We start from the raw sequence: 24,110 nt of genomic DNA, 5'->3' as shown, positions 1-24,110 counted from the left end.
GTATGCGACATGGTTCAGCGAACGGCGCACAGCGTTCGTGAATTTCCTTACCGGCCCGCCACGCCGCGTCCGATCTCAACCGCCTTGAAGCCCGGCTCGCCCCAGCCGATCACAAACACGCTGAACCCCTGCTTCATGCGCATCTCGATGTCGGCGGCGCCGGCCGGGTAACCACACGGCACGTTGAACTCCTTGCACGCCGCCAGCACCGACTGAATCGCGGCTTCCCACGCCTTCTCGTCGAACGTGCGCTTGCCGGCCGCATCTGTGGTACTGAATACGCCACGCAGTGTACCGGCGCCGGGGAACAGCACGCCCACGCCCTTCACCGCGGCGATCTCACGAATCTTCGCCAATCCCGCCTTGCTCTCCACGATTGTGAAGTTGTACAGCTCACCCTTGGGGTTCATCGGCCACAGGTCGGCCTTCGCCTTGTACTCGGCCGGCGTCATGCCCCACATGGCGGGCGCGTCGCCCACGTCGTCGGAGCGGGTGCCGCCGTTGCTCTTGAAGCGCATCGCGGCCAGTCCCTGCTCGAGCTCTTCCGCACTGTCCACATCGACGAACACCACGCCCGCCACGCCAAGGTTGAGCTGCTGCCCGATGCGCTTGGCGGCGAGGGCAGGATCGGGCGAGATATCGTGCGTCTTGACGTAGATCGGGTGCGTGAAACGCGGCGACTTCCCCTTCTGCAGCGAGCCTTGCGCAACCATGCCCTTCGAGAAGGCGGCGAACTGCGGCAGGGCGGCATCGAAGTCGCCTTCCATGCTGCCGTCAAAGATGTAGTCGTTCTTCTTATAGCCGAGCGCTTCGGCGGCAAGCTGCGCCGGCGACTTCATCGAGTCGGGAGATATCGCCGGCTGGCCGGGACGGGCGCGGCGGTTGGCGGGGCCATACAGACCGAACACTGGCTGCTTCTTGGCAATCAGGTCGATCACGGGATTCAGGCGCGTCTGAGCGTGCAGGGGGGAGACAGCGCTCAGAGAGACGGCCACAGCAGCGGCCGACAGCATCCAGCAGGGGCGCACGGAGAGTCCTCCAGGTGGGAAAGGGGCAGGGATGCCCCCGGGTACCGCGTATATGCCCCCCAACGAGATTCGGGGCAAGAGTGTTGAGAATCGGTACCCCACAAGCGCACTTCCGCTAAAAACGCGATAGCTTTCCTCGATATCTCAGCACTTTCCACTGCGCGCGCGTTACTCAGTATTCACGCACGTGGTCGTATCCTGCCCGTTCCCGCCTGAGCCCGGAGTTCCGAGGATGAAATCCTTGGTTGCCGCTTCGGTTGGTGGCTTGTCGCTCCTCGCCGTCGCGATCATTGATCGACCTGATCCGGCTGCGACTTCGACGCTGACATCGCCGCTCGCCTCGTCTGCTTCGTTCGACGCCTCGCTATCCGATCCTCCCGTGCGACCCGCCGCGCCGACGCGGCGTGGTCTGGGGCATCCGGTGCTCTCGCCCGCGCCGACCGCGATCGCGCCGAGTGCGTTGACCGAGGTGGTCAAGAAGACCTGCGCCGGCTGTCATAGCGAGCAGCGCAAACAGGGTAACCTGTCGCTGCAGGGCTTCGACATGGCGAACATCAACGGCAGCCCCGAGCTGGCCGAAAAGATGATCGGTAAACTGCGCGCCGGCATGATGCCGCCGCCGGGTCGTCCCAAGCCGGGTGGTGACACGCTCGATGTGCTCGCCGGCACACTCGAACGGATGATGGACGCGCGCTACGCGCTCAATCCGAACCCCGGCACGCGCACCTTCCAGCGCTTGAATCGCGCCGAGTACGAGCGGTCCGTGAAGGATCTCCTCGGCGTGGACATCAAGGCCGAATCGTGGCTGCCGCTCGATACCAAGAGCGCCAACTTCGACAACATCGCCGACGTGCAGATGCCGTCGGCCACGCTCCTCGATTCGTACCTCGATGCGGCCAGCGAGATCAGCCGCCTCGCGGTGGGCGACCCAAAGGCGAGTGTGTCCACGTCGAGCTACAAGATCGCCCGCTTGGCGTCGCAGATTGATCCGGTGGAAGGCGCACCGGCCGGCACGCGCGGCGGCACCTCGGTCACGCACGCGTTCCCGGCCGATGGCGAGTACGTGTTCACGATCACGCTGCACGCGATTCCCACGGGCCAGCTGTTCGGTTCCGCGGCGCCGTTCGACGAGAAGATCGAAATCTCGGTGAATGGCGAGCGGATGGCGGTGCTCGATGTCGATCGCGGCATGTCGCAGGCCGATCCGAACGGCATGGAGATCCGCACCAAGCCGATCTCGGTGCGTGCTGGTCCGCAGCGCATCACGGCCGCGTTCATCCGCACCTTCGAAGGTCCGGTGAACGACAACATCGCGCCGATCGGTCACAGCATCGCCGACACGCAGATTGGCTCGCAGGCCGGCATCACCACGCAGTCGCACGTGCAGATGTTTGCCGTCACGGGCCCGTTCAATCCGACCGGCGTGTCGGATACGCCTAGCCGTCGTCGCATCTTCAGCTGCCGGCCGCTCACGCCGTCAGAGGCGCGGCCGTGCGCCGAGAAGATCATGACGCGGTTGGGTGCGCAGGCGTATCGTCGCCCGCTGGCGACGAACGATCTGAAGGGACTACTCACGTTCTATGACGCCGGTGCCAAGGACGGCGGCTTTGAACTCGGTATCCGCACGGCCGTCGAAGCGTTGCTGGCGAGCCCGCACTTCATCTTCCGCGTCGAAGAGATGCCGGCGGCGTCGAAGCCGGGCTCGCGCGTGGCAGTGAATGGCGTCGATCTCGCCTCACGTCTTTCGTTCTTCGTGTGGGGCGCTCCGCCCGACTCGCAGCTTGTGTCGCTGGGCCGTCGCGGTCTCCTGACCGACACGACCGTGCTGATCGCGCAGACGAAGCGATTGCTGGCCGACAAGCGCAGCAGCGCGTTGTCCACGCGCTTCGCGGCGCAATGGCTGCGGCTGTCGGACATCGAGAAGGTGCATCCTGATGCACTGCAGTATCCCGATTTCCGCGAACAGCTGGCAAACGATATGGTGCAGGAAACCGAGATGTTCTTCGATCATCTCGTGCGGGAGAATCGCAGCTTCCTCGATCTGTACACGGCCAACTGGACGTACGTGAACGAGGATCTCGCGAAGCATTACGGGATCCCCGGCGTGGTCGGCACTGATTTCCGTCGTGTCGAGTACCCGGCCAACTCCGGCCGCGTCGGCATCTTCGGGCATGGCAGCGTACTCACGCTGACGTCGCATGCGAACCGCACGTCGCCGGTGTTGCGTGGCAAGTGGGTGATGGAAGTGCTCATGGGCACTCCGCCTCCCGCCCCGCCGCCCAATGTGCCCGATCTCGAGAAGACGGGTGACAGCAAGGAAGGCCGAATGCTGACCACGCGCGAGCGCATGGAAGAGCACCGCGCCAATCCGAGTTGCCGGTCGTGTCACGTGTTCATCGATCCCATCGGCCTGGCCATGGACAACTTCGATGTGAACGGACAGTGGCGCATCCGTGAGAATGGCACGCCGCTCGACACCCGTGGCGACTTCTACGATGGCACGAAGATCACCAATGCGATCGAACTCCAGAAGGCGCTGCTGAAGCGGCCCACGCCGTTGGTACGCAACTTCACGCAGAACCTGATGGCGTATGCCTTGGGCCGTCGCGTGGAGTACTACGATCATCCCGCCGTGCGGAAGATCGAAGCGCAGGTGAAGGCGAACAACTACCGCATGCAGGACTTCATTGTCGGTGTCGTGAAGAGCGACGCGTTCCGACTGAAGAAAGTGATGGAGCAGGCTGACTCGGGAACGAAAGGCGTTTCGGCGCCCGGCGTTCGCTGATCATTCGTAGAACTCATTCGCAAACGATTAGCACCCCCGTTCACGATACCGGAGACGCCACACCATGTATTTTCTCAGCGGCAAGGCGATGCCCCGCCGGCAGTTCCTGCAGAACCTCAGTGCCACGATCGCGCTACCGTATCTCGATGCGATGATCCCGACCGGACGTGGCTCGCGCATCCTGGCCAACAAGGCGCCTCGCCTGGTGGCCATCGAGATGGTACACGGCGCGGCTGGCTGCAACGAACTCGGCTCGAAGCTCAACCTCTGGTCGCCTGCGGCGGCCGGCAAGCAGTTCGACCTTGCACCCACGGCGATGTCGTCGCTCGAGCAGTATCGCGACTACCTCACGATCATCAGCAACACCGACGTCCGTGAAGCGGAACCCTCGTCGCCGAACGAAATCGGCGGCGACCACTTCCGTTCCAGCGCCACGTACCTCACGCAGGCACACGCCAAGCAGACGGAAGGCTCGGATGTGAAGGTCGGTACGTCGCTCGATCAGCTCTATGCGAAGCGCTTCGGGCAGGAGACGCCGATTCCTTCCATGCAGCTGTGCATCGAGAACGTCGACCAGGCGGGCGGGTGCGCGTACGGCTATGCCTGCGTGTACACCGACTCCATCAGCTGGTCGTCACCGACTGAGCCGCTGCCTGTCATTCGCGATCCGCGCGTGGCGTTCGAGAAGCTGTTCGGTGTGGGTGGAACCAGTTCCGAGCGGGCCGAACGCCGTCGGACGCGTCGCAGTATTCTCGACTTCGTGTCGAGGGAGATGTCGTCGCTCAAGGTGAACCTCGGTCCCGACGACCGTCACCGTCTCGACAAGTATCTCGAGGACATCCGCGAAGTCGAGCGCCGCATTCAGCGCGTGGAAGCGCGTAATCAGAGCGGCGATCCGCGCGAGTTGCCGGAAGCCCCGGCCGGCGTGCCCGATTCGTTCGCCGAGCATGTCAAGCTGATGTTCGACATTCAGGCGCTGGCGTTCGCGGCCGATATCACGCGCGTGTTCTCGTTCAAGATGGGTCGCGACGGCTCCAGCCGGACATACCCGGAGAGCGGCACGGACAAGCCGTTCCACCCGGCCTCGCACCATGGCGGGACCGAGCGCGGCGTGAAGGACTTCAACATGATCAACAAGTACCACGTCTCGATGCTGCCGTACTTCCTGGACAAGCTGAAGAACATCCAGGAAAGCGACGGCAACATGCTCGACAAGACGATGATCATCTACGGCTCGCCGATGGGTGACTCGAACTTGCACAACCATCGCCGCTGCCCGCTCATCCTGTTGGGCAAGGCCGAAGGGCAGCTGGCCGGCAACCTGCACATCAAGGCGCCGGATGGCACGCCGATGGCGAATGCAATGCTCAGCATGATGCACACGCTCGGCCTGAACGATCAGACGAAGTTCGGTGACGCCACGGGTGCCCTCAACCTGAACTCCTATGCCTAAGTCCGGAGCGCGGAACGGCTACCGCCTGGCGGTGATCGCGTCGGTGCTCGGTGCCTCGCTGGCGTTGGGCGCGGCGCGTATGCCGACTGACGAGTCGCCGGTGGCGGATGCCGTCATGCGCGGCGACAGCTCGCGCGTGCGGCAGCTGATCAAGCAGGGACTCGATGTGAACGCGGCGCAGCCGGATGGCATGACGGCGTTGCATTGGGCGGCGCAGCGTGGTGATGCCGGCGGCGCGCAAATGTTGATGTATGCCGGCGCGCGCGTGGATGCGGTCACGCGCAACGGCAACTATACGCCGTTGCACTTGGCGGCGCGCCACGGACGCTCAGCCGCCGTGAGGGCGTTGCTGGCGGCTGGCGCCGACGTCAATTCCGTGACGACCACCGGTGCCGTCTCCGCGCTGCATTTCGCCGCGTCGAATGGCGATCCGGCCACGGTAGCGGCGCTGCTCGACAAGGGCGCGCCGGTGGATATCCGTGAAGGTGCGTGGGGGCAGACGCCGCTCATGTGGGCGGCATCGGCCAATCGTCTGGCCGCACTCGACATGCTGATCAAGCGCGGCGCGAACCTCGAGCTGGCGTCGAAGATTGAAGACATCTCGGCCAAGGAAAAGGCCGAGCGCGCGATGTTGGTGCAGCGTGGTCGTCGTGTGGCGGCCATGAAGGCGGCGGATGCGGCGCCGACGGTGGCGGCGGCTGGTCCTGGTGCGTCGGGTGCGCCGGCCACACCGCGTGTTGCGGTCGCCGTCGCGGCGCCGGCTCCGGTGGCCGACGCGAAGGCGCCGGACACGAAGGCGCCGGACACGAAGGATTCCGCCAAGAAGAGCCCGGCGGCCGCTGCGCCAGTCAAGCGCGACTCCGCCACCACGCCGCCGCCGCAGACGGGCTTCAACAATCGTGGCCCGACCTACGGCGACTTGATCGGCAATAAGGGCGGTCTCACCGCGCTGCTGTTCGCGGTGCGTGATGGCAGTGACGAGTGCGTGGCGCGGTTGCTCGAGGCTGGTGCCAAGATCAATCACGTGAGCGAGGGCGATCATACCAGCCCGCTGCTCATGGCGACGATCAACGGCCGCTTCGACATGGCCAAGATGCTGCTCGAGAAGGGCGCCGACGTGAAGCTACAGAGCGACGCCGGGGCGACGCCGCTGTACGCGACGATCAACGTGCAGTGGGCGGCCAAGTCCCTCTATCCGCAGCCCACCGCGCAGTTGCAGCAGACCACGTCGTACCTCGACCTGATGGAGTCCTTCCTGAAGGCCGGCGCCGACGTGAACGTGCGCCTCAAGAAGCACCTGTGGTTCATGTCGTACAACTTCGATCTGCTGGGCGTGAACACCGTGGGCGCCACGGCGTTCTGGCGTGCGGCGTACGGCACCGATGTGCCAGCCATGAAGTTGCTCGTGAAGTACGGTGCCGATATCACGATCCCGACGATCAAGCCGACGGGCCGGTTGCCCGGCGACGATTCAGGCGGCGATGACGCGGCGGCCGGCGGCAAGGATCCGTCGGGGCTGGCGCCGATTCCCGATGGCGGCCCCGGCGTTTATCCGATTCACGCGGCCACCGGCGTGGGCTACGGTGAAGGCTTCGCAGCGAACTCGCATCGGCATGCGCCGGACGCGTGGATGGCGTCGGCCAAGTATCTGATCGAGGAGCTCAAGGTCGACGTGAACATGCGCGACCATAATGGTTACAACGTCGTCCACCATGCGGCGGCTCGCGGCGACAACGCTCTGATCACGTATCTCGCCAGCAAAGGCGGGGACATCATGGCGATCAGCCGTCGTGGCCAGACCACCGTCGACATGGCGAATGGTCCGGTGCAGCGCATTCCGCCCTTCCTCGAGACCGTGGAGCTGCTGGTCAAGATGGGCGCGAAGAACAGCAATAAGTGCAAGTCCTGCTAGTTCGCTAGCACGCGGACTCGATCTGCCGCTGAGCCACGCCGACCGGGCCCACGTGCCTTCAGTCGTCGTGGCTCAGTTCGTATTTACGTTGCTCGTGCATGCGATCCTTGCCCTGCGCGGCGTCCCGTCGCTTGGCGGCGTGCATGGCCTGACCGTGCGTGGACGAGGTCTTGATCGAGGGCAGGGCCATCTGCTTTTCGAGGGCGGTGCTGCCACAGGCCGGGCAGGCGGGCGGCGTACTACCGCGCACCAACGCTTCGAAATGCTGTTGACAGGCTGTGCACACAAAGTCGAACATAGGCATATGATTCCCGCTCCCGCTTACCTGGAGGATTGCTGATGCATCGTTCGTTCGTTTTCGCTTCCACGGCCGCCATCGCGGCGTCGCTTTCTACTACGCTGCTCGCCGGTTCGGCGCTGGCGCAAGCTGCTGCATCACAACCGGCCGCTGTCCGGCAGCAGGTGATTCCGGCAGGACAGAGTGCGTCTCCTACGCTCACCCCGGGCATCCGCGTGGGCAATATGCTGTTCGCGTCGGGCCAGCTGGGTATGAGCCGCACGGCGCCCGACACCACGATTCAGGGGCAAACGCGCCTGGCGCTGGAGAACACCAAGAAGGTGTTCGAAGCTGCCGGCACCACACTCGCCAACGCTACGAAGTGTACCGTGTTCCTCACCGACGTGAAGGATTTCGGCGGCATGAATTCGGTGTATCGTGAATTCTTCCCGGTCGCGCCGCCAGCCCGCTCCACGGTGGTCGTGGCCGCGCTCGTGTCGACCGGTGCCAAGGTCGAGATCGAGTGCGCGGGCGTGATCCCCTGAGTTCAGGTCGCACCGCTTTTCAAAACCAAAACAACTCGACCGCGGATTGCCACCGATCGAACGCGGATTGGCACGAGCGAATCCGCGCCGTTTCGGCGCTAATCCGCGGTCGAGTTGTTTTGGTTGTTTGTTTTGGAGGAAACGAAAAGGCCAGCGCAAACCCTGCGCTGGCCTTTCTGTTTGAGCGGCGGCGATACCCGCGGCTACTTCCCCGTCGGCCAGACCACGCCTTGGTTGCCGCGCTTGACCGGTCCGATACCCTTGTAGCGGAACTTCTGCAGGCGCTTGCCCTCGTACGTTTCGGTCGTGTAGAGATTGCCCTTGGAGTCGGTCGCGATGCTGTGCACGGCGAAGAACTGCCCGGGCTGACGGCCGCCGTCGCCGAAGCTCGTGAGGATTTCCAGCGACTGACGATCCATCACGTACACCCGCTCGTTCTTGCCGTCGGCGAGATACAGATACTTCTGGGCCGGGTCCTTCGAGAAGGCGATGTCCCACACCGAGCCGTCGCCGCGCGTGGCCGGCACGACACGCACTTCCTTCACGAACTTGCCGTTCTTCTGAAACACCTGGATGCGATCGTTGGGACGGTCGCAGACATACACCAGCCCATCATTCGTCGGCTCGGCGCAGTGCACCGGATTGCGGAACTGCTGCACCAGCGGCGCCGACGGATCGTACGGTGGCAGGCGCGCGTCGTCAGGCTTGTTGCCGTAGGCGCCCCAGAAACGCTTGAGCTTTCCGCTGTTCATGTCGAGCACGGCCACGCGTTTGTTGCCGTAGCCGTCGGCCACGTAGGCCTCGCCGGCCTTGGTGTCGAAGGTGATCTTGGCCACGCGACCGAAGTGCGTGCTGTCGTTGCTGGCCGATCCCTGACCGGGCGTGCCGATCTGCTGCAGGAACTTGCCCTCGTGCGAGAACTTGAGGATGTGCGAGTCGGTGGGGCCGTTGCCGCCGATCCAGATGTTGTCCTTGTCGTCCACGGCCACGCCGTGGTTGGAGCCGGGCCACACGTAGCCCTCGCCCGGTCCGCCCCAGCCCTTCACTAGATTGCCGTCGGGGTCGAACTCGAGGATCGGCGGGGCCGACGCGCAGCATTCACCGATGGGTGGCTTGGCGTTCAGTCCCGCTTCCGTGCGCTGATTCAGCGTGGAGTCACCGCGGTGGATGATGAACACGTGGTCACGGCTATCGATACCCATGCCGATCACCGAGCCCAGAATCCAGTGGTTCGGCATGGGCTTGGGCCACACGGGATCGACCTCGAACCGCGGGGCCTGGACCATCTGCCGGTCAGTGGCGCGGAGCGACGCTTGCGCGACACCCAGGGCTCCGATGGTCAGTATCAGGGCCGTCCAGCGCAGCGTATTGCGCTTCCTCGTCATCAGCGTCTCCATCAGGGGTAATACCCCGTGTGGATTCCGGGGCGGGATGGTATGTTCGATCGATTGCGGCATGGCCGCATCTCCCACCTTTAGTAACCTTGCATCTCCCGCCTGTCCAGAGAATCGACGCCCTCTTCGCGATGCCCTTTCTCTACTCCCTTCTCGTTCTGCTGCTGGTTCTCGTGCCGGGACATCGTGCGCATGCGCATGAAGTGCCGGCGAGCGTGGTCGTGCGCAGCTACGTGAAGCCCGACGGCGCGCGCGTGAGGTTGCTGGTGCGTGTCCCGCTCGAAAGCATGCGTGACGTGTCGTTCCCCACGCGTGGTGCGGGGTTGCTGGACGTGGCACGGGCCGAACCCACGCTGCGCGATGCGGCGCAGCTGTGGATTGCTGACGGACTGCGGCTGCGGGTTGGTGATCGCGCGTTGGGAGCGCCGCACGTGATCGCCGTGCGTGCGGCGCTGCCAAGTGATCGTGCCTTTGACTCGTACGACAGCGCGCTGCGCGCGGTGCGGGAATCTCCCTTGCCGGCCAGCACCGATATTCCGGTGGGGCAGGTGATGCTCGACGTGTTGCTCGACGTGCCGACCGCGGGCATCGTGGTGGGCAACGGCGCGGACCTCGTGCTCGAGCCCAAATGGGCGCACCTCGGGGTACGTACCACCACGGTGGTCACGCTGGTCCTGAACGACGGCACCGCGCGGGTCATCACGTTCGACGGCGACCCAGGCGCGGTGCGACTCGATCCCCGCTGGTGGCATGCGGCGGGGCGGTTCGTGGTCACCGGCATGGAGCACATGGTCAGCGGCATCGATCATCTGTTATTCGTGCTCTGCCTGGTGCTGCCCATACGCGCCATGCGGCCATTGGTGGGTGTCGTCACCGCGTTCACGATTGCGCATTCGATCACGCTGGTAGCGTCGGCCATGGGGTTCGCGCCGACCGTGCTCTGGTTTCCGCCGCTGGTGGAAGTGCTCATTGCCGGGTCTATCGTGTACATGGCGCTCGAGAACGTCGTGGGCGCCCGCGTGCAGCAGCGTTGGATGATTGCGTTTGCGTTCGGCCTGGTGCACGGCTTCGGATTTTCGGCAGCGCTGCGCGACCAGCTGCAGTTTGCCGGCTCGCACCTGCTCACCTCACTGGCGGCCTTTAATGTCGGCGTGGAGTTGGCGCAGCTGGCCGTGCTGGCCGTCGCGGTACCGGCGCTGCGCTGGATGTTTGCGCGCGGTGTACCAGAACGCATGGGTGTGATCATCGCCTCGGCGTTCATCACGCACGAAGCGTGGCATTGGCTGCTCGAGCGCGCGGCCACTTTGCGGAGCTACCGGTTTACGCCGCCGGTGCTCGATGCTCTTTTTCTGGCGGATGTCCTGCGGGGAGCGATGGGTGTGTTGATCGTGATCGGTGTGGCGTGGGGGATATCGGGTGTGATGCGCCGGCTGTCGGGCGCGCGCGTCGCGTCGAAGGCGGCGGCGACTGGCCTCGTGTTGTTGTGCGGCGTCGCACTCGTGGCCCCGCGCACGAGTCGCGCGCAGGCTCCCAAGACGACCATGCAGGGCGTGTACACGGTCGCGCAGGCCACGAAAGGCAAGAACGTGTTCAACGGCGCCTGCCTGGGCTGCCACACCACGGCATCGCACATGGGGCCGGCGTTCGAACTGCGGTGGTTCGGGCGTCCGCTGTCGGAGTTGTATGGCTACCTGAGCAATCTGATGCCCAAATCGGCGCCGGGTACGCTCACCGAAGCCGAATATGTGTGGGTGACGGCCTATATCCTCAAGCTGAACGGCATGCCGGCGGGTAAGGTGGAGTTGAATGCCGAGCCGGATTGGTTGAAGGCAGTGCGTATCGATGCGGCGCCAAGTCATGCGCCGAACAATGCGCCGAATCACGCGCCGTCGCCGTTGGAAGATCGTTGGGAAGTACGCAGGTTCAGACTCGTCCCGCAGTTTTGACGGAGATCAGATGATGCAACGCAGGACCAAACGGCTCGTCGGCTTTGCGCTGGTCGCGGGCGCCGCGGTTGTCGGCGCCACGTTCACGCGTGTCGCTCCCACGGTGGCGCAACAGGGCAAGCCACTCGTGCGCGGCAACGCGTATGGCGAATGGCGCCATTGGGGAGCAGACCAATGGAGCACGCGCTACTCGCCGCTCGAGCAGGTGAACGCCAGCAACTTCGATTCGCTGCAGGTGGCTTGGGAGTGGAAGGCCAGTGCGTTCGGCAAGGACGAGTACTATCGCACCACGCCGATCTTCGCGAACGGCCGGTTGTTCACCGTGGCCAGCACGCGTCGCGTCGCCACCGCACTCGACCCGGAAACGGGCGAGACGTTGTGGATGTATCGCCTGGACGAAGGCATTCGCTGGCAGAAGGCGCCGCGTCAGTTCGCCGGTCGTGGCTTGTCGTACTGGACCGACGGTCGCATTGAACGCGTGCTGTTGGTGACGCCGGGCTATCACCTGATTTCGCTCGATGCGAAGACGGGCAAGCCCGATCCGCTGTTCGGCAAGAACGGTGTCGTCGATTTGATGGACGGCTTGGGCTACCCCATGGTGCCGCTGGCCGTCGATGACTCGGGGCCGCTCATCATCTCCGACGCCGCGCCGATGCGCAAAGCGAAGCCCGGCGAAACGTGGGACCCGATCAAGAAGATCGGCGCCGACGGGACGGTGGGCCTCGACCCCGCGGCCGGCCAGATCGCTGCCAGTTCACCGGCAATGGTGGTGGGCAACATGATCGTGTTGGGCAACTCGTCGATTCACGGCTACTACCCGATTCGCTCGCATAACGTGACCGGCACCGTGCGCGGATTCGATGTTCGCACCGGTCGTCAGGCGTGGAAGTTCAACCTCGTGCCGCAGCCCGGTGAGTTCGGCGCCGACACGTGGAAGAACGGATCGAAGAACGGCACCAAGGGTGTGGGCAAGAACGACGCCTGGGCGCCGTACGCGGCCGACGAACAGCTCGGTCTCGTGTACATCCCGGTGGGTATGCCGTTGATGGATGAATACGGCGGACATCGCCCCGGCAACAACCTGTATGGCAACTCACTCGTGGCGCTCGACGCGAAGACGGGTCTTCGCAAGTGGCACTTCCAGATGGTGCATCACGACATCTGGGACTACGACACGCCGATGGCGCCAAACCTGATGGACATCACGGTCGACGGCAAACCGCGCAAGGTGATTGCGCAGACCACGAAGCAGGGCTGGGTGTACACCTTCGATCGCGCCACCGGTGAGCCCATCTGGCCGATGGTCGAGACGCCCGTGATGAAGAGCGACGTGCCGGGGGAGATTTCGTCGCCGACGCAGCCGATTCCGAGCAAGCCCGCGGCGTACTCGCAGCAGGGCCTCGTAGAAGCCGATCTCATTGACTACACGCCAGCCATCAAGGACTCGGCGCTCAAGATGGCCAAGCGGTGCCGCATGGGCCCGTACTTCATTCCGCCGGCCGCTGCCGACGGGAAGGGGAGCACGGGATTCAAGTGCTCGTGGTATGCGCCCGGTGCGAGTGGTGGCGTGAACATCGACGGCGGGGCCACGGTGGACGTGGAAACCGGCATGATGTACGTGGCGTCGATCACCGGCATGAGCACCGCGCAGCTGCAGAAGGATCCGTGCTCGGAGTTCGACTACAGCTCGCCGCGCAACAGCTGCGGCCTGCTCGGCGCAATGCCCGCGCCGCCGGGATACGAAGGCCCCGTGCGTGAGCGCGGTGGGGACTTCGCGGCGCGCGCCGGTGGTTCGATCATCGGTGGTGTGTCGATCGTGAAGCCCAAGGAGTTCGGCGGCATCACGGCGTACAACATGAAGAGCGGCGACAAGTCGTGGTGGGCACCGAACGCCGGCATGCTGAAAGTCACGAGCCGTGATCCGCTGTTTGCCGGTGTTACGTTGCCGCCGCAAGGCGGTCGCGGTCAGGCGCAGGCGATCACGACCAAGACGCTGTTGATTTATGGCACGGGCCGCAGCGGTGGCGCGCCGGGTGAGGCACCCAAGCTGTACGCGCTCGACAAGACCTCTGGCAAGCAGGTAGGCGCCGTGGAGATTGCGTCGAAGACGACGGCCGTGCCGATGACGTTCCTGCACAAGGGGCGTCAGTACATCGTGTTCGCCAGTGGTGCGGAGAACGAAACGCAGCTCACCGCGTTGGCGCTGCCGGTGAAGAAGTAAGGGCGCTACTGCGAGCGGTCACGGAATGGCAAACGCCCTTGGCAGATCAATGCCAGGGGCGTTTGTTTTCGGAGAGCACCCTGAAGAAATGACACGGAGGCGTCGTGATGAGATCGATGAAGTACTGTGTGGCATTCTGCTGCACGGCATTGCTGTCGTGCGAATCGATCACGGACATCGAGGACGGATATCCCACGGTTCGCGTCGTGGGTCGCGTGGTCGATGGCGCTGGGCTGCCCGTGGCCCCGTCGATGGTCGCGATCACGTCCTACAAAGGCAGCTGCTCCGGTTCGGCGAGCACATATGGGACCGCGAATACAGACGCCAACGGCCGGTATCGTGGTGGGTTCCCCACGCCAGGAATACCGTTCATAGGATGCGTCAAAGTCACGGTCACGGCTGGCGTGCGCGAAACCTTTCCGGCCATCACGGTGCGTCGCGACAGTCTGTCGATCAGCGATCCCGATGCGGATTCGCTGATCGTGAACTTCGTGGTGGCGCGACCGTAACGCCCGACTACTTCTTCTCGTAGCGCTTCAGCGCCTTCTGCCCCACCTCGGCGCCGTAGATGTTTCCTGCCGCGTCAACCGCCACGCCCTCGGCCGAACTCGTGCTGGGGGCTTTGTCGTCGGGGTCGGGAATGAACGCCGTGACCTTGCCGTCGCGCGCGCTGCCGATGCGCATGCCGCGCTTCCACGCGACGTGCGGCGGGTTCACTGAGCCTGACTCCGAGTCGGCCACATAGATCACATCGTTCTTGTCGATGTAGATGCCGCTCGGGCGGCTGAACTGGTACCACGTGTCGAGCACCTTGAAGTCCTGATCGACGATGATGATGCGGTCGTTGCCGCGATCGCCGACGAACAGGCGTCCCTTCGAGTCAAACGCCAGCGTGTGCGGCTGATCGAGTTGCGTCGGGCCTTGGCCCCACGAGCCCCATGTCTTGAGCAGCTTGCCGCTCTGGTCGAACTTGAGCACGCGCGCGTTCGAGGTGTTGCGCGACGAGTGCCCCTCGGCCACGAAGATGTCGCCGTTGGATGCCGTGATGACGGCGTTGGGCTGCCAGAAGTACGACGTGTCGCGCTGTCCGCCGCCGGGCGTGCCGAGCGTCATGAGCAGCTCGCCCTTCGGAGAAAACTTGTAGATCTGGTGCCCCTTGCCCGCGTTGGCCGGCGCGGTGGCGGCGGCGCCCAGTGTGCAGGCACAGTCGACCACCCACACGTTGCCGCTGTTATCCACGTGAATGCCGTGTGGCGACAGGATCAGGCCGGCGCCGAAGCTGGTGACGAGCGTGCCCTTGTCGTCGAACTTGAGCACCGACGGTTGCGGCGAGCCCGCGCAGTTGTTCACGCCGCACCGTTCAGCCACCCAGATGCTCTTGCCGTCTTTGTCGATGGCCACGGCACTGGTGGAGCCCCAGGTGCGTCCCTCGGGCATCTTGGCCCACCCGGTCACGGTACGATACGGATTGGGCAGGTCATTGACCGCCGGCATCGTCGCGGACGACTGCGCGGAGATTTGCGCGGGAGCGTGCACGCAGGCGCTCGACGAGGCGAGCGCGAGCAGGATGGCAAGACGGCGCATGAGGGCAGGGGCGGGAGGTGGGGCGGACGGCTTTGTGTACGCGGGCGTGCCATCGGGCTGCTGTAACTTGGGGGCAGAAGCAGCGGTCACGCCAGATGATGGCGCGTGCGTAGCATCGGTGACGGAGATGACGAGCCCGCGCGGCATGATGGGCGATGCGTACTTGCCAACCCCGCGCCGAGGATCGCAGCTTATGGCCATGCCCGCCCTGGTCGCCGATTGGACCATCGACATGCTCGACGCACTGCCTGAAGACGGCCAGCGCTACGAGCTCATCGACGGAGTGCTCCACGTGACTCCCTCGCCCAACGAGGGACATGAGGACGTCGCGCGCGAGCTCAGTTATCGCCTGTCCGCGTACTTCGTCAACAGCGATGTCGGCAAGGTGATGATTTCACCCAGCGACGTCTGGCGCGGCGAACGCAATCGCAATCGCGTGCAGCCCGACGTGTTCGTGGTGAAGCGTGTCAACGGAAAGCGCGCCCCGTACCCCTACCATCTGCGCGACCTGCTGCTGGCCGTCGAGGTCGTGTCGCCGTCCAATCCGCTGCTCGATTACCAGATCAAGCGCGATCTGTACCTGCGCGAGGGCGTCGGCGAGTATTGGGTGGTGCACCCCGAGGCGCGCAACATCTCGCGATGGAGTGGCGCGGCCGATCCTGGCGAGGTGCTCAGCACGACGCTGCGCTGGCAGCCGCAGGGCATGGCGGAGTCCTTCGTGCTCGATCTGCCGTCGTTTTTCGAACACGCCTTCCGGTAGCCTCCGGGAGGCGCTTCACTCTTTACTCTGGCCGAGATGTTCGCATGACTCGCTCCCTCCGCACCGTCACTGCACGCCTGCGTCCGGCCTTTGCACTAAGCGTGGCCAGCTTCGTGGCTGCCCTCGCTTCGCCGACGGCCCACGTCGCGGCCCAAGCTGCTCCCACGGTCACGCTCACCCGCATGTCGTGCGGCACGAACGCGCCTCCTACCGACGTGGGTCTGCGGTTCTCCGACACGTTCGCCTTCAGTGGACTCATGGTGCAGCTCACCTACAGCTGCTACCTCGTGCGCCACAACGACGACTACCTGATCTGGGATACCGGGTTCGCCATGGGGCCCGGCGCCACCGCGCCCAAGCAGAGCCTGGTGGACATGCTGGCCGTGTTGAAGTTGCCGACGGCGAGTGTGAAGTACGTCGGCATCAGTCACTATCATGGTGACCACACCGGGCAGACCAGGCTCTTTCCGCAGGCCACGCTGCTGATCGGCAAAGGTGACTGGGAGGCGCTCAACGATCCGAAACTCGCCGCCGCCACGAATCCCGCGAACTTCGCGCCGTGGATCAGCGGCGGAGCCAAGGTGGAGCCGCTCGCGGCCGACAAGGACGTGTTCGGCGACGGCTCCGTGATGATCCTCAACATGCCGGGACACACACCGGGTCATCACAGTCTGCTGGTGAAGCTGCGCGACATGGGGCCGGTGCTCATCACCGGCGATCTGTCGCACTTCCGCGAGAACTACGAGAGCGACGGAGTGCCCACCTTCAACACCGATCGCGCGGCCACGCTGGCGAGTATCGATCGCTTCAAGCGGATCGCGAAGAATCTCAAAGCCACCGTCATCATCCAGCATGATCAGCGGGATGTGACCAAGCTGCCCGTGTTTCCGGCGGCGGCGAAGTAGCTCCGGCACGCGGGACCGCGGACGATCGCGCCGTGGCCACCGGGCTCCGACAAGTTCGAGGGCCCAACGGCGGACACCGAAGCCGCCGACAAGCGCGCGCACCGATGCTACCGAGGCAGGGGACCGCGGCCTACATTACAGCCACCTAGACTGAATTTTCTATCCCGAATCGTCTAGTTGCTGGTCGCCGCAGGCGAGGATCTTTCGGCGCCGTGGGTGCAGCACGCCGATGCGCCATGCCGATCCTACAGTTGCCCTTGAGCCCAAGCTGTACGAAACCTTGGGCCACCGCACACCGCTCGCCCGTGGTGCGATGCACCGAGAATCCATGAAACAACCTGCTCTCACCGACCGCGTTCGTAGACACCTGCGGTTGACGCGCGACGCCTACCTGCCCGTTGATGGTACCACGCCGCCGTTTCTCGTGCTGTTCATCAACTCGATCTGCAACCTGACCTGCGACCACTGTTTCTACTGGCGGGAACTGAATCAGCGCGACGACCTGACGCTCGACGAAATCAAGAAACTGAGCGCCGAACTCGGCCCGATCGACAACTTGAATCTGTCGGGTGGCGAGCCCTTCATTCGCAAGGAGTTTGCGGAGATCGTTCGCACATTCGTACGCAACAATGGGGTCCGGCAGGTCTACGTGCCAACCAATGGCTACTTCACGGACAAGACCGAAGCGGCGTTGCGTAGCGTGCTCGAAGAGAAAGACTTGATGCTGTTCGCCTGCGAGATCTCGCTCGACGGGATGCCGGAGTACCACAACAAGTTCCGCGGCAACGACAAGTCGTTCGAGAAGGCGATGGAAACCTACGAGATGCTCGCCGCCTTGCAGCGCGAAGATCCACGGCTGCGCATTCACTCCATTTCGACGGCCACCAACCAGAACATGGGCGAGATCTGGAAGTTGACCGAGTATCTGCACGAGCGCTGTCCGCAGATGGATCACCACAATCTGGCGATCATCCGAGGCGACCGAAAGGATCCCAAGCTGCTGACGCCGCCGATCGATCGTTATCGAGCGCTCTCCGACCATGTGCGGACGGTGTGGCGCGATCGCGACGAAGGCAGGTTCGGCGCGATCATCGAACCGATGTTGCAGTGGGCCAAAACCGAGTCCGTGCTGCAGAGTCGGCAGGTCGTTCCGTGCAAGGCGGGCGTGCTGGCGGGCGTGGTGTATGCCAACGGCGACGTCTCCGTGTGCGAGATGCATGAACCACTGGGCAACCTGCGACAGTCATCGTTTCGGGAACTGTGGAACTCGCCCAAGGCACGTGAGCTCCGCGAGTCGATCAGCGCCAAGAAATGCTGGTGCACGACCGAGGTGTTCCTGTGGCCGAGCATCGCGTTTCAGCCCGTTCCTTTGGTGCGCTCGATGGTCGGCGGGCGGGTCTGGGAAGAGCCCAAGGAACATCCCGGCTACTCGGCGGACAGCTTTGCCGTGGCGCCTGCCCCCGAGAGCTTGGGAGTGCCCGAACGTCTGGCGACTGAGAGCAACTCGGCAGCGGACGCGGACGTGCACCGCGAAGCCTAGCCGCGCATCGAACACATGACGGCCGCGCCCATTCGTCAGCCGAAGCGCCTCAGCGTGGTCGTGGCCGCGCGCATGCCGCCCGCGACGCTCGAGGAGGTGCTTCGCTCGCTCGCGGCTCAGCACGGGGCGTCGGAGCTGGACGTTATTCTCGCGGACGGTAGTCCGGATGGCAGCATGGCGACGATTCGGCATCGTTGTTTGCCGCAGGCGCGTCACATCTCGCTACCGGGTGGAAACCTGCCGGCGCTGAAGGCGGCCGCCATCCGTCAGGCCGAAGGCGATTTCGTCGCGATGCTCGACCCGAGCGACGCGGCTGACCCGGACTGGGCTGACCAGATCATCGCGGGCTTTGCCGATCCGGGCGTGACGGCCGTGGGCGGCGTCGTCCTGCAGGCGGGCTCGGATAGCGCCGGGAACGTGTCTGCCTATTTGTTCGAGTACGGCGCGTTCAATCCGCCGGTGACTCCGGGAGACACGCAGGGCGATCTCCCCGGCAACAACGTCGCGTATCGGCGGGCAGCGTTGACGGACACCTGTGCAGACATCCTGGCCGCGGAGGGCTTCAACAAGCCATTCGTACACGAGCGCATCCGCGCCGCGGGCGGCAGATTGGTGATCAGGCCATCGATGCGCGTGCGGCACCTGACGAACTACGCATTCATGGCGTTCGGCGTGCGGCGATTTCACTACGGCCGCTGCTTCGGCGCGACGCGCGTGCGACGGGCACCGCACGGGGAAAAATGGTTGTTTCGCCTTTTCGCACCCGCCGTTCCGCCGTTGCTGATGTCTCGACATCTCCGCCGCGCTTGGCAGCACCCCGCGAATCGCCGCCTACTGCCTCGAGCCGCGCTCGCGCTGTGCGGGGTCTGTGCGTGCTGGGGCATGGGCGAATGGCTCGGCTACTGGTTCGGACCCGGCCGTTCGTGCCAGGAGCTGTACTAGTGGCAACGCCGGCGATGAGTGTGGTGGTCGCCGGGTCGCGGCCGTCGGGGCCGCCGACCGGGCTTCTTCACGTGCTCGGTCCGGCACTACAGACGGGACGAATCGAATTGCTGTTGGCGACGGCGCGCGACGCGGGATCGCCGATCACGCCGAACACGCGTGTCGTGAAGTGCCGGGTAGGCAGCACGATACCGCAGATGCGCCTGCTGGGGATGCGCGCGGCGCGTGGCGGGCTGGTGGCGCTGACCGAGGACTTCTGTGTGCCGGCGCCCGGCTGGGTCGAGGCGTTGATCGAAGCGCATCGGCGTGAAGGCGCTGCCGTCGTCGGCGGACCGGTAGCACGCCGCACGGGCAGCGCTGCGGACTGGGCGCTGACCTTGATCGAGTACGGACGCTTCTTTCGCGGCGGGCCTGAGGGCACGGTCGGCGACCTTCCGTCGATCAACGTGGCGTACGACGCGGCGCAGTTGCGCGCCGTGCTGCCTGCAGATGCCGACGGCCTATTTGAAGTGGCGCTGCACGCGCGGCTGCGCGCAGCCGGTGCACGATTCTGGCGGGTGCCCGACGCGGTGATGTTCGACCACAGCACCACCGACGTGCGTCGCGCGGCCGCGGCGCAATTCCATCACGGCCGACTCTACGGCGGCGGGCGCGTGCAAGGTCACGGCTTGCTGACGCGGTTGACCCGAACGGCTCTCAGCCCAGGCATTCCGGCGGTCCTGCTGTCACGAATCGCCCGCGAAGTCGGCGCGGCGGGCCAGACTCCGCAGCTGCTGCGGGCGCTGCCTGCGCTGTCGATCTTGCTCGGCGCATGGTCAATTGGTGAAGCCGTCGGCTCCATACTTGGCGAAGGTCCGAGTGGGGCACGCTGGACAGGTTTGTGATGCACCGGCGAGGCGCTGATCCTCAACATGCCGGGACACACATCCGGTCATCATGGTCTGCTGGTGAAGCTGCGTGAGATGGGGCCCGTACTGATCACCGGAGACCTGTCGCACGTCCGCGAGAACTACGAGAGCGACGGAGTGCCCACCTTCAACACCGATCGTGCGGCGTCGCTCGCGAGTATCGATCGCTTCACGCGGATCGCGAAGAATCGCAAGGCGACGGTGATCATTCAGCATGATCGACCCGTCGCGTCGCTGGCGACCCCGCCGCGTGGCCCAAGAGCGGTACGAGCGACGTCGCGGTGGGCCGCATCGGGGCCGAGCGATTCATCGCCACCATCGAGCCGTGGCACGGCCATCAGGTCGTGGTGTACCGGCACCACGACGGCGCATGGGAGCCTCATGTGATTGATTCGACCATCGTCGACGGTCACGCGATCGCGGCGGGTGATTTTTCGCGCACCGGTCGCGACGACATCATCGTGGGCGAACGTGGTGGAAAACGGGGCGTATGCCTCTGCCGGCTCGAGAACGACGTCACCGACTCGTGGTCGAAGACGCCGCTCGACGCTGGTGGAATGGCTGCGGCTGGCTGTGCGGTCGCGGACTTGAACGGCGATACGCGACCTGACGTGATCTGCATCGGGAGTGCGACTGCAAATCTCAAATGGTATGAGAACCGGCCTTAGCTGGAGTGCCGGATCATACGGAGTGAGGTGGGGGGGCGGGCCCTCTCAGCCGTGCGTGCCGCCGTGCCCGCCGCCGGACGACTCCGACGACCCGCTGCCACCGGAACTCTTTGAACCGGTAGAGCCATACCCGTTGGCTTCCTTCTTCGCATGCTGCGACTTGGTGCTGCCCGTCTTACCGGGTCCGCCGCGCCCGCCCGACATTCCCTGCCGTTCCTTCGCGTGACCTTTGCCTTTCCCCGAGTCGTCGTTCGTGCGCGCCATGGTGATCTCCGCCGTGAAGTCGTGTACGCTGTTCAATGCCGGGCTCGTGGGACGCGTAGTTCGCATCGCCGCCGACGCTGCGTGCAGTGCACAACCGGTGCCGAGATCGTCGCCTGCGTTGCTGGTGCTCTCCGAGCGTCGATCCCGTTGCGTCGATTAGGCTGAAGGCCACGCAGCCTGATCGGCTTCCGCCACGCGAGGCGCCGGCCAACCGGTTGCCCCCGTCATCACCGCCACCGCATCCGCCATGGTGATCTCGCGCGTGTTCACCAGCGCCGCCCGACGCCCCATCCGCTGAATGTGAATCCGATCAGCCAGCTGAAACACGTGCGGCATGTTGTGACTTATGAGGATCACGCTCAACCCGCAGTCGCGCACCCGCGTGATGAGGTCGAGCACCATACCACTCTCTTTCACGCCGAGCGCAGCCGTAGGTTCGTCCAGAATCACCACGTGTCGCGCGAAGGCCACGCTGCGCGCCACGGCGATGCCTTGGCGCTGTCCGCCGGAGAGCGTCTCCACGGCCTGCGTGATGGAGCGAATCCCAATGCCGAGCTCGCGCAAATGTTCGGCCGCCTCACGTTGCATGCGTGGGCGATCGATGAGTCGCAGCAGCGACCCTGCAAGTCCCGTCCGACGATGCTCGCGCCCCAGAAATAGGTTCTCCGCGATCGACATCGCCGGCGCCAGCGCGAGATCCTGGTACACGGTCTCGATGCCCGCGCGACGGGCGTCTATGGGCCCGCCGAAGTGCACGCGCGCGCCGTCCAGCCAGATCTCGCCGCTGTCGGGAATCATGGCGCCCGACAGCGCCTTGATAAGCGACGACTTGCCCGCACCGTTGTCGCCGATCACGGCCATGATCTCGCCCGCGCGCACTTCGAAGTCGGTGCCATCGAGTGCCGTTACCTGGCCATAGCGCTTCACAAGGCCGTGCCCTTCCAGCACCATCGGCGCCGTTGCGTTGGGGGTACTCACGCTTTCCTCGACCACTGGTCAGTCGCCACGGCCAGAATCACCAGCACACCCGTCACCAGAATCTGATACACCGACGACACACCCATCAGCGTGAGTCCATTGCGGAACACGCCCACGATGAGTGCGCCCACCAGTGACCCCACTACGATGCCGCGTCCGCCAAACAGGCTCGTGCCGCCCAGCACCACGGCGGTGACGGTGTCGAGGTTCTCCGTTTGCCCGCTTTGCGGATCGCCGACGCCGGTGCGCGCGATCGACAGCAACGCCGCCGCGCCGGCGCACAGCCCAGACAGTGCGTACACGCTGAGTAACACGCGGTTGGTCCTGATGCCGGCTAATCGCGCGGCTTCGAGATTGTTGCCCACCGCATACACGTGCCTCCCGGCCGCCGTTTCGCGCAGCACGACGAACGCGAGCCCGTACAGCAGCAGCATGGCGAGGGCACCGTAGGCGATTGGCGTGTTGCCCACGCGCACGCTGTTCCCGAGCCACGTGAGCAGCGGCGGCAGGTCGGTAAACGTCTGCGCCCGTGACACGAGCTGCGTGACGGCGAAGGCGATGTTCATCGTGCCGAGGGTGACGATGAACGGCGGCAGCTTGATGCGCGTGACGAGGAGGCCGTTGATCATGCCGGCGATTGTCGTGACACCCATGCCGCCGGCGATGGCCATGGCCGGATGCCAACCGTGTTTCACCGCCAGCATGCTCATGACAATTGAGCCGAGCGCCATGATCATGCCGCAGGCGAGGTCGATACCGCCGGTGAGAATGACCAGCGTTTGCCCGACGGCCAGCACGCCGACCACCATGACTTGTTGCAGCACCAGCGACAGATTGGCGCCGGTCAGGAATCGCGGTGATTGCAGCGCAAAAAAGAGGCAGGCGAGCAGTAGCGCGACCAGCGGACCGGCGAAGGCCAGCCGCCGAGTGATCATTTGTCGCCCCAGCAAACCCCGAGTGCCTTCTCAGCGCCAAGGCTTGCCAAGCCGGCCACACTGTCTTTGGCGATCAACTGCACGCCGGTGTCGACGTAGCCACTCGCCTTCTTGGCCGACCTGATGAACGTCATCGCTGCCTCAACGCCCAACTCGGCCATGCGCAGCGGATACTGTTGCGCCGTCGCGGTGAGTGTGCCGTCCACGACATGCTGCACGCCGCGGCAGCTCCCATCGACCGAGACGATCAGCACGCCCTTCTCCTTGCCGGCATTCTTGAGTGCGGTGAAAGCGCCCGCCGCCGACGGCTCGTTCACCGTGTACACGACGTTGATATCGGGATGCGCCTGGAGGCAATTCTCGATGGCCGTCTGCCCCTTGGCCTGATCGCCCATCGCGTCGGTCATGCATACCACTTCCGGAGGCTGCGCGAGCTCGTTGCGCGCCTTCTCATACGACGGGAGCCCGAAGCCGCTCAGGAATCCGTTGTGGCGCTGCGCCCCAGTGGGATGCCCAGGAATGAGGTCGAGCGTGGCGATCCTAGCCGGTGTCGCCCCAAGGCGTGCCTTGGCGTACTGGCCGATCAGCTGTCCGGCTTTGTAGTTGTCGGTGGCGAACAGCGCGTCGGTGGCGTCGACCGGATCGGTCGGGCTATCGAGGGCGATCACCAGAATGCCGGCGTCCCGCGCCTTCCTGATGGCGGGCACAATGGCCTTCGAGTCGCTGGCGGAAATCAGAATGGCCTTGGCACCGGCGGCCATGAGGTTCTCGATGGCCGTGACCTGGCCGGCGTTGTCGCCATCGCTGCGACCGGCAGCGGCGATCAGCGTCGCCCCCTGCGCGGCAGCGGCCTGTTCGGCACCCTCCTTCATCTTCACGAAAAACGGATTCGACGCGGTCTTCGTGATCAGTCCGATTACCGGCTTGTCGTCCGCCTTGGGCGAGCAAGCGACGAGCAGCGGGAGGGCCAGGGCGATCAGGCGCTGGGTCGAGAATCGGGGCAGGGCAAGAATGCGCATAGGGGAGGAAATCAGCACGCAATTGCGAATTGGGCAAGAGAGGCCA

Annotated in this window: 22 protein-coding genes; 14 read left to right on the top strand and 8 right to left on the bottom strand. The window is 64.8% G+C overall.

The features are described 5' to 3' along the window. Nucleotides 1–47 precede the first annotated feature (47 nt). Complete coding sequence (locus tag RMP10_RS19020; protein ID WP_310571684.1) at nt 48–1,028, bottom strand: aldolase/citrate lyase family protein; 981 nt, start codon at nt 1,026–1,028, stop codon at nt 48–50. Nucleotides 1,029–1,260: 232 nt separating this feature from the next. Here RMP10_RS19020 and RMP10_RS19015 point away from each other — a divergent pair, with 232 nt between their 5' ends. From RMP10_RS19015 to RMP10_RS19005, 3 genes are all read left to right on the top strand, one after another. Then, the gene (locus RMP10_RS19015; protein ID WP_310571683.1) at nt 1,261–3,813 is read left to right on the top strand and encodes a DUF1592 domain-containing protein; all 2,553 of its coding nucleotides are present in this window, start codon (nt 1,261–1,263) and stop codon (nt 3,811–3,813) included. A 64-nt stretch (nt 3,814–3,877) separates the two neighbouring features. After that, nucleotides 3,878–5,266 (top strand): DUF1552 domain-containing protein, encoded by a 1,389-nt coding sequence (locus RMP10_RS19010; protein WP_310571682.1) that lies wholly within the window; start codon nt 3,878–3,880, stop codon nt 5,264–5,266. Then, nucleotides 5,259–7,178, top strand: a complete 1,920-nt coding sequence (locus RMP10_RS19005) for an ankyrin repeat domain-containing protein (protein ID WP_310571681.1) — start codon at nt 5,259–5,261, stop codon at nt 7,176–7,178. Before RMP10_RS19010 ends, RMP10_RS19005 begins: the two co-directional genes overlap by 8 nt. Nucleotides 7,179–7,236: 58 nt before the next feature. Here RMP10_RS19005 and RMP10_RS19000 read toward each other — a convergent pair whose 3' ends face one another. Continuing rightward, the gene (locus RMP10_RS19000; protein ID WP_310571680.1) at nt 7,237–7,482 is read right to left on the bottom strand and encodes an FmdB family zinc ribbon protein; all 246 of its coding nucleotides are present in this window, start codon (nt 7,480–7,482) and stop codon (nt 7,237–7,239) included. A 35-nt stretch (nt 7,483–7,517) separates the two neighbouring features. Between RMP10_RS19000 and RMP10_RS18995 the strand changes: the two genes are divergently transcribed. Beyond that, nucleotides 7,518–8,000: a RidA family protein gene (locus RMP10_RS18995; RefSeq protein ID WP_309669474.1), complete on the top strand. Its 483-nt coding sequence runs from the start codon at nt 7,518–7,520 to the stop codon at nt 7,998–8,000. A gap of 203 nt (nt 8,001–8,203) precedes the next feature. On the opposite strand, the gene RMP10_RS18990 is transcribed toward RMP10_RS18995, so the two are convergent. Next, nucleotides 8,204–9,385 carry a hypothetical protein gene (locus RMP10_RS18990; RefSeq protein ID WP_310571679.1) on the bottom strand — a complete coding sequence of 394 codons (1,182 nt, stop codon included), beginning with the start codon at nt 9,383–9,385 and terminating at the stop codon, nt 8,204–8,206. A 140-nt stretch (nt 9,386–9,525) separates the two neighbouring features. Here RMP10_RS18990 and RMP10_RS18985 point away from each other — a divergent pair, with 140 nt between their 5' ends. The 3 genes from RMP10_RS18985 to RMP10_RS18975 all read left to right on the top strand — a co-directional run bounded on the left by RMP10_RS18985 (nt 9,526) and on the right by RMP10_RS18975 (nt 14,070). Further along, complete coding sequence (locus RMP10_RS18985; RefSeq protein WP_310571678.1) at nt 9,526–11,340, top strand: HupE/UreJ family protein; 1,815 nt, start codon at nt 9,526–9,528, stop codon at nt 11,338–11,340. Between the two features lie 10 nt (nt 11,341–11,350). After that, nucleotides 11,351–13,561 carry a PQQ-binding-like beta-propeller repeat protein gene (locus RMP10_RS18980; protein ID WP_310571677.1) on the top strand — a complete coding sequence of 737 codons (2,211 nt, stop codon included), beginning with the start codon at nt 11,351–11,353 and terminating at the stop codon, nt 13,559–13,561. 104 nt (nt 13,562–13,665) lie between these two features. Further along, nucleotides 13,666–14,070: a hypothetical protein gene (locus RMP10_RS18975; RefSeq protein WP_310571676.1), complete on the top strand. Its 405-nt coding sequence runs from the start codon at nt 13,666–13,668 to the stop codon at nt 14,068–14,070. 7 nt (nt 14,071–14,077) lie between these two features. Here RMP10_RS18975 and RMP10_RS18970 read toward each other — a convergent pair whose 3' ends face one another. Continuing rightward, nucleotides 14,078–15,145: a hypothetical protein gene (locus tag RMP10_RS18970; protein ID WP_310571675.1), complete on the bottom strand. Its 1,068-nt coding sequence runs from the start codon at nt 15,143–15,145 to the stop codon at nt 14,078–14,080. 199 nt (nt 15,146–15,344) lie between these two features. On the opposite strand from RMP10_RS18970, the gene RMP10_RS18965 reads away from it, so the two are divergent. The 7 genes from RMP10_RS18965 (at nt 15,345) to RMP10_RS18935 (ending at nt 20,868) form a co-directional block, all read left to right on the top strand. After that, nucleotides 15,345–15,905 carry a Uma2 family endonuclease gene (locus tag RMP10_RS18965; protein ID WP_310571674.1) on the top strand — a complete coding sequence of 187 codons (561 nt, stop codon included), beginning with the start codon at nt 15,345–15,347 and terminating at the stop codon, nt 15,903–15,905. A 44-nt stretch (nt 15,906–15,949) separates the two neighbouring features. Next, nucleotides 15,950–16,810 carry an N-acyl homoserine lactonase family protein gene (locus RMP10_RS18960; protein WP_310571673.1) on the top strand — a complete coding sequence of 287 codons (861 nt, stop codon included), beginning with the start codon at nt 15,950–15,952 and terminating at the stop codon, nt 16,808–16,810. Nucleotides 16,811–17,138: 328 nt separating this feature from the next. Next, nucleotides 17,139–18,350, top strand: coding sequence for a radical SAM protein (locus RMP10_RS18955; RefSeq protein ID WP_310571672.1), 1,212 nt, complete (start codon nt 17,139–17,141; stop codon nt 18,348–18,350). Between the two features lie 15 nt (nt 18,351–18,365). Then, nucleotides 18,366–19,292, top strand: coding sequence for a glycosyltransferase (locus RMP10_RS18950; protein ID WP_310571671.1), 927 nt, complete (start codon nt 18,366–18,368; stop codon nt 19,290–19,292). Beyond that, nucleotides 19,292–20,176, top strand: a complete 885-nt coding sequence (locus tag RMP10_RS18945) for a glycosyltransferase (RefSeq protein ID WP_310571670.1) — start codon at nt 19,292–19,294, stop codon at nt 20,174–20,176. Before RMP10_RS18950 ends, RMP10_RS18945 begins: the two co-directional genes overlap by 1 nt. A 27-nt stretch (nt 20,177–20,203) precedes the next feature. Continuing rightward, complete coding sequence (locus RMP10_RS18940; protein ID WP_310571669.1) at nt 20,204–20,587, top strand: MBL fold metallo-hydrolase; 384 nt, start codon at nt 20,204–20,206, stop codon at nt 20,585–20,587. Next, entirely contained in the window at nt 20,584–20,868 is a 285-nt protein-coding gene (locus tag RMP10_RS18935; RefSeq protein WP_310571668.1) for an FG-GAP-like repeat-containing protein, read from the top strand. Before RMP10_RS18940 ends, RMP10_RS18935 begins: the two co-directional genes overlap by 4 nt. A 45-nt stretch (nt 20,869–20,913) precedes the next feature. Here RMP10_RS18935 and RMP10_RS18930 read toward each other — a convergent pair whose 3' ends face one another. The 4 genes from RMP10_RS18930 to RMP10_RS18915 form a co-directional block, all read right to left on the bottom strand. Further along, a complete protein-coding gene (locus RMP10_RS18930) occupies nt 20,914–21,198 on the bottom strand; it encodes a hypothetical protein (protein ID WP_309669458.1) in 285 nt (94 codons plus the stop codon). A 90-nt stretch (nt 21,199–21,288) separates the two neighbouring features. After that, nucleotides 21,289–22,110, bottom strand: a complete 822-nt coding sequence (locus RMP10_RS18925; RefSeq protein WP_310571667.1) for an ATP-binding cassette domain-containing protein — start codon at nt 22,108–22,110, stop codon at nt 21,289–21,291. Next, on the bottom strand, nt 22,107–23,045 hold the full coding sequence (locus RMP10_RS18920; protein ID WP_310571666.1) for an ABC transporter permease: 939 nt from the start codon (nt 23,043–23,045) through the stop codon (nt 22,107–22,109). The genes RMP10_RS18925 and RMP10_RS18920 overlap by 4 nt, the downstream gene beginning before the upstream one ends. Beyond that, entirely contained in the window at nt 23,042–24,064 is a 1,023-nt protein-coding gene (locus tag RMP10_RS18915) for a sugar ABC transporter substrate-binding protein (RefSeq protein WP_310571665.1), read from the bottom strand. The genes RMP10_RS18920 and RMP10_RS18915 overlap by 4 nt, the downstream gene beginning before the upstream one ends. Nucleotides 24,065–24,110 lie beyond the last annotated feature (46 nt).

The organism is Gemmatimonas sp. (genome assembly GCF_031426495.1).
Classification (GTDB): Bacteria; Gemmatimonadota; Gemmatimonadetes; order Gemmatimonadales; family Gemmatimonadaceae; genus Gemmatimonas.
Note: the sequence above shows the minus strand (reverse complement) of the source record. Positions and strands in the feature narration are given on the sequence as shown.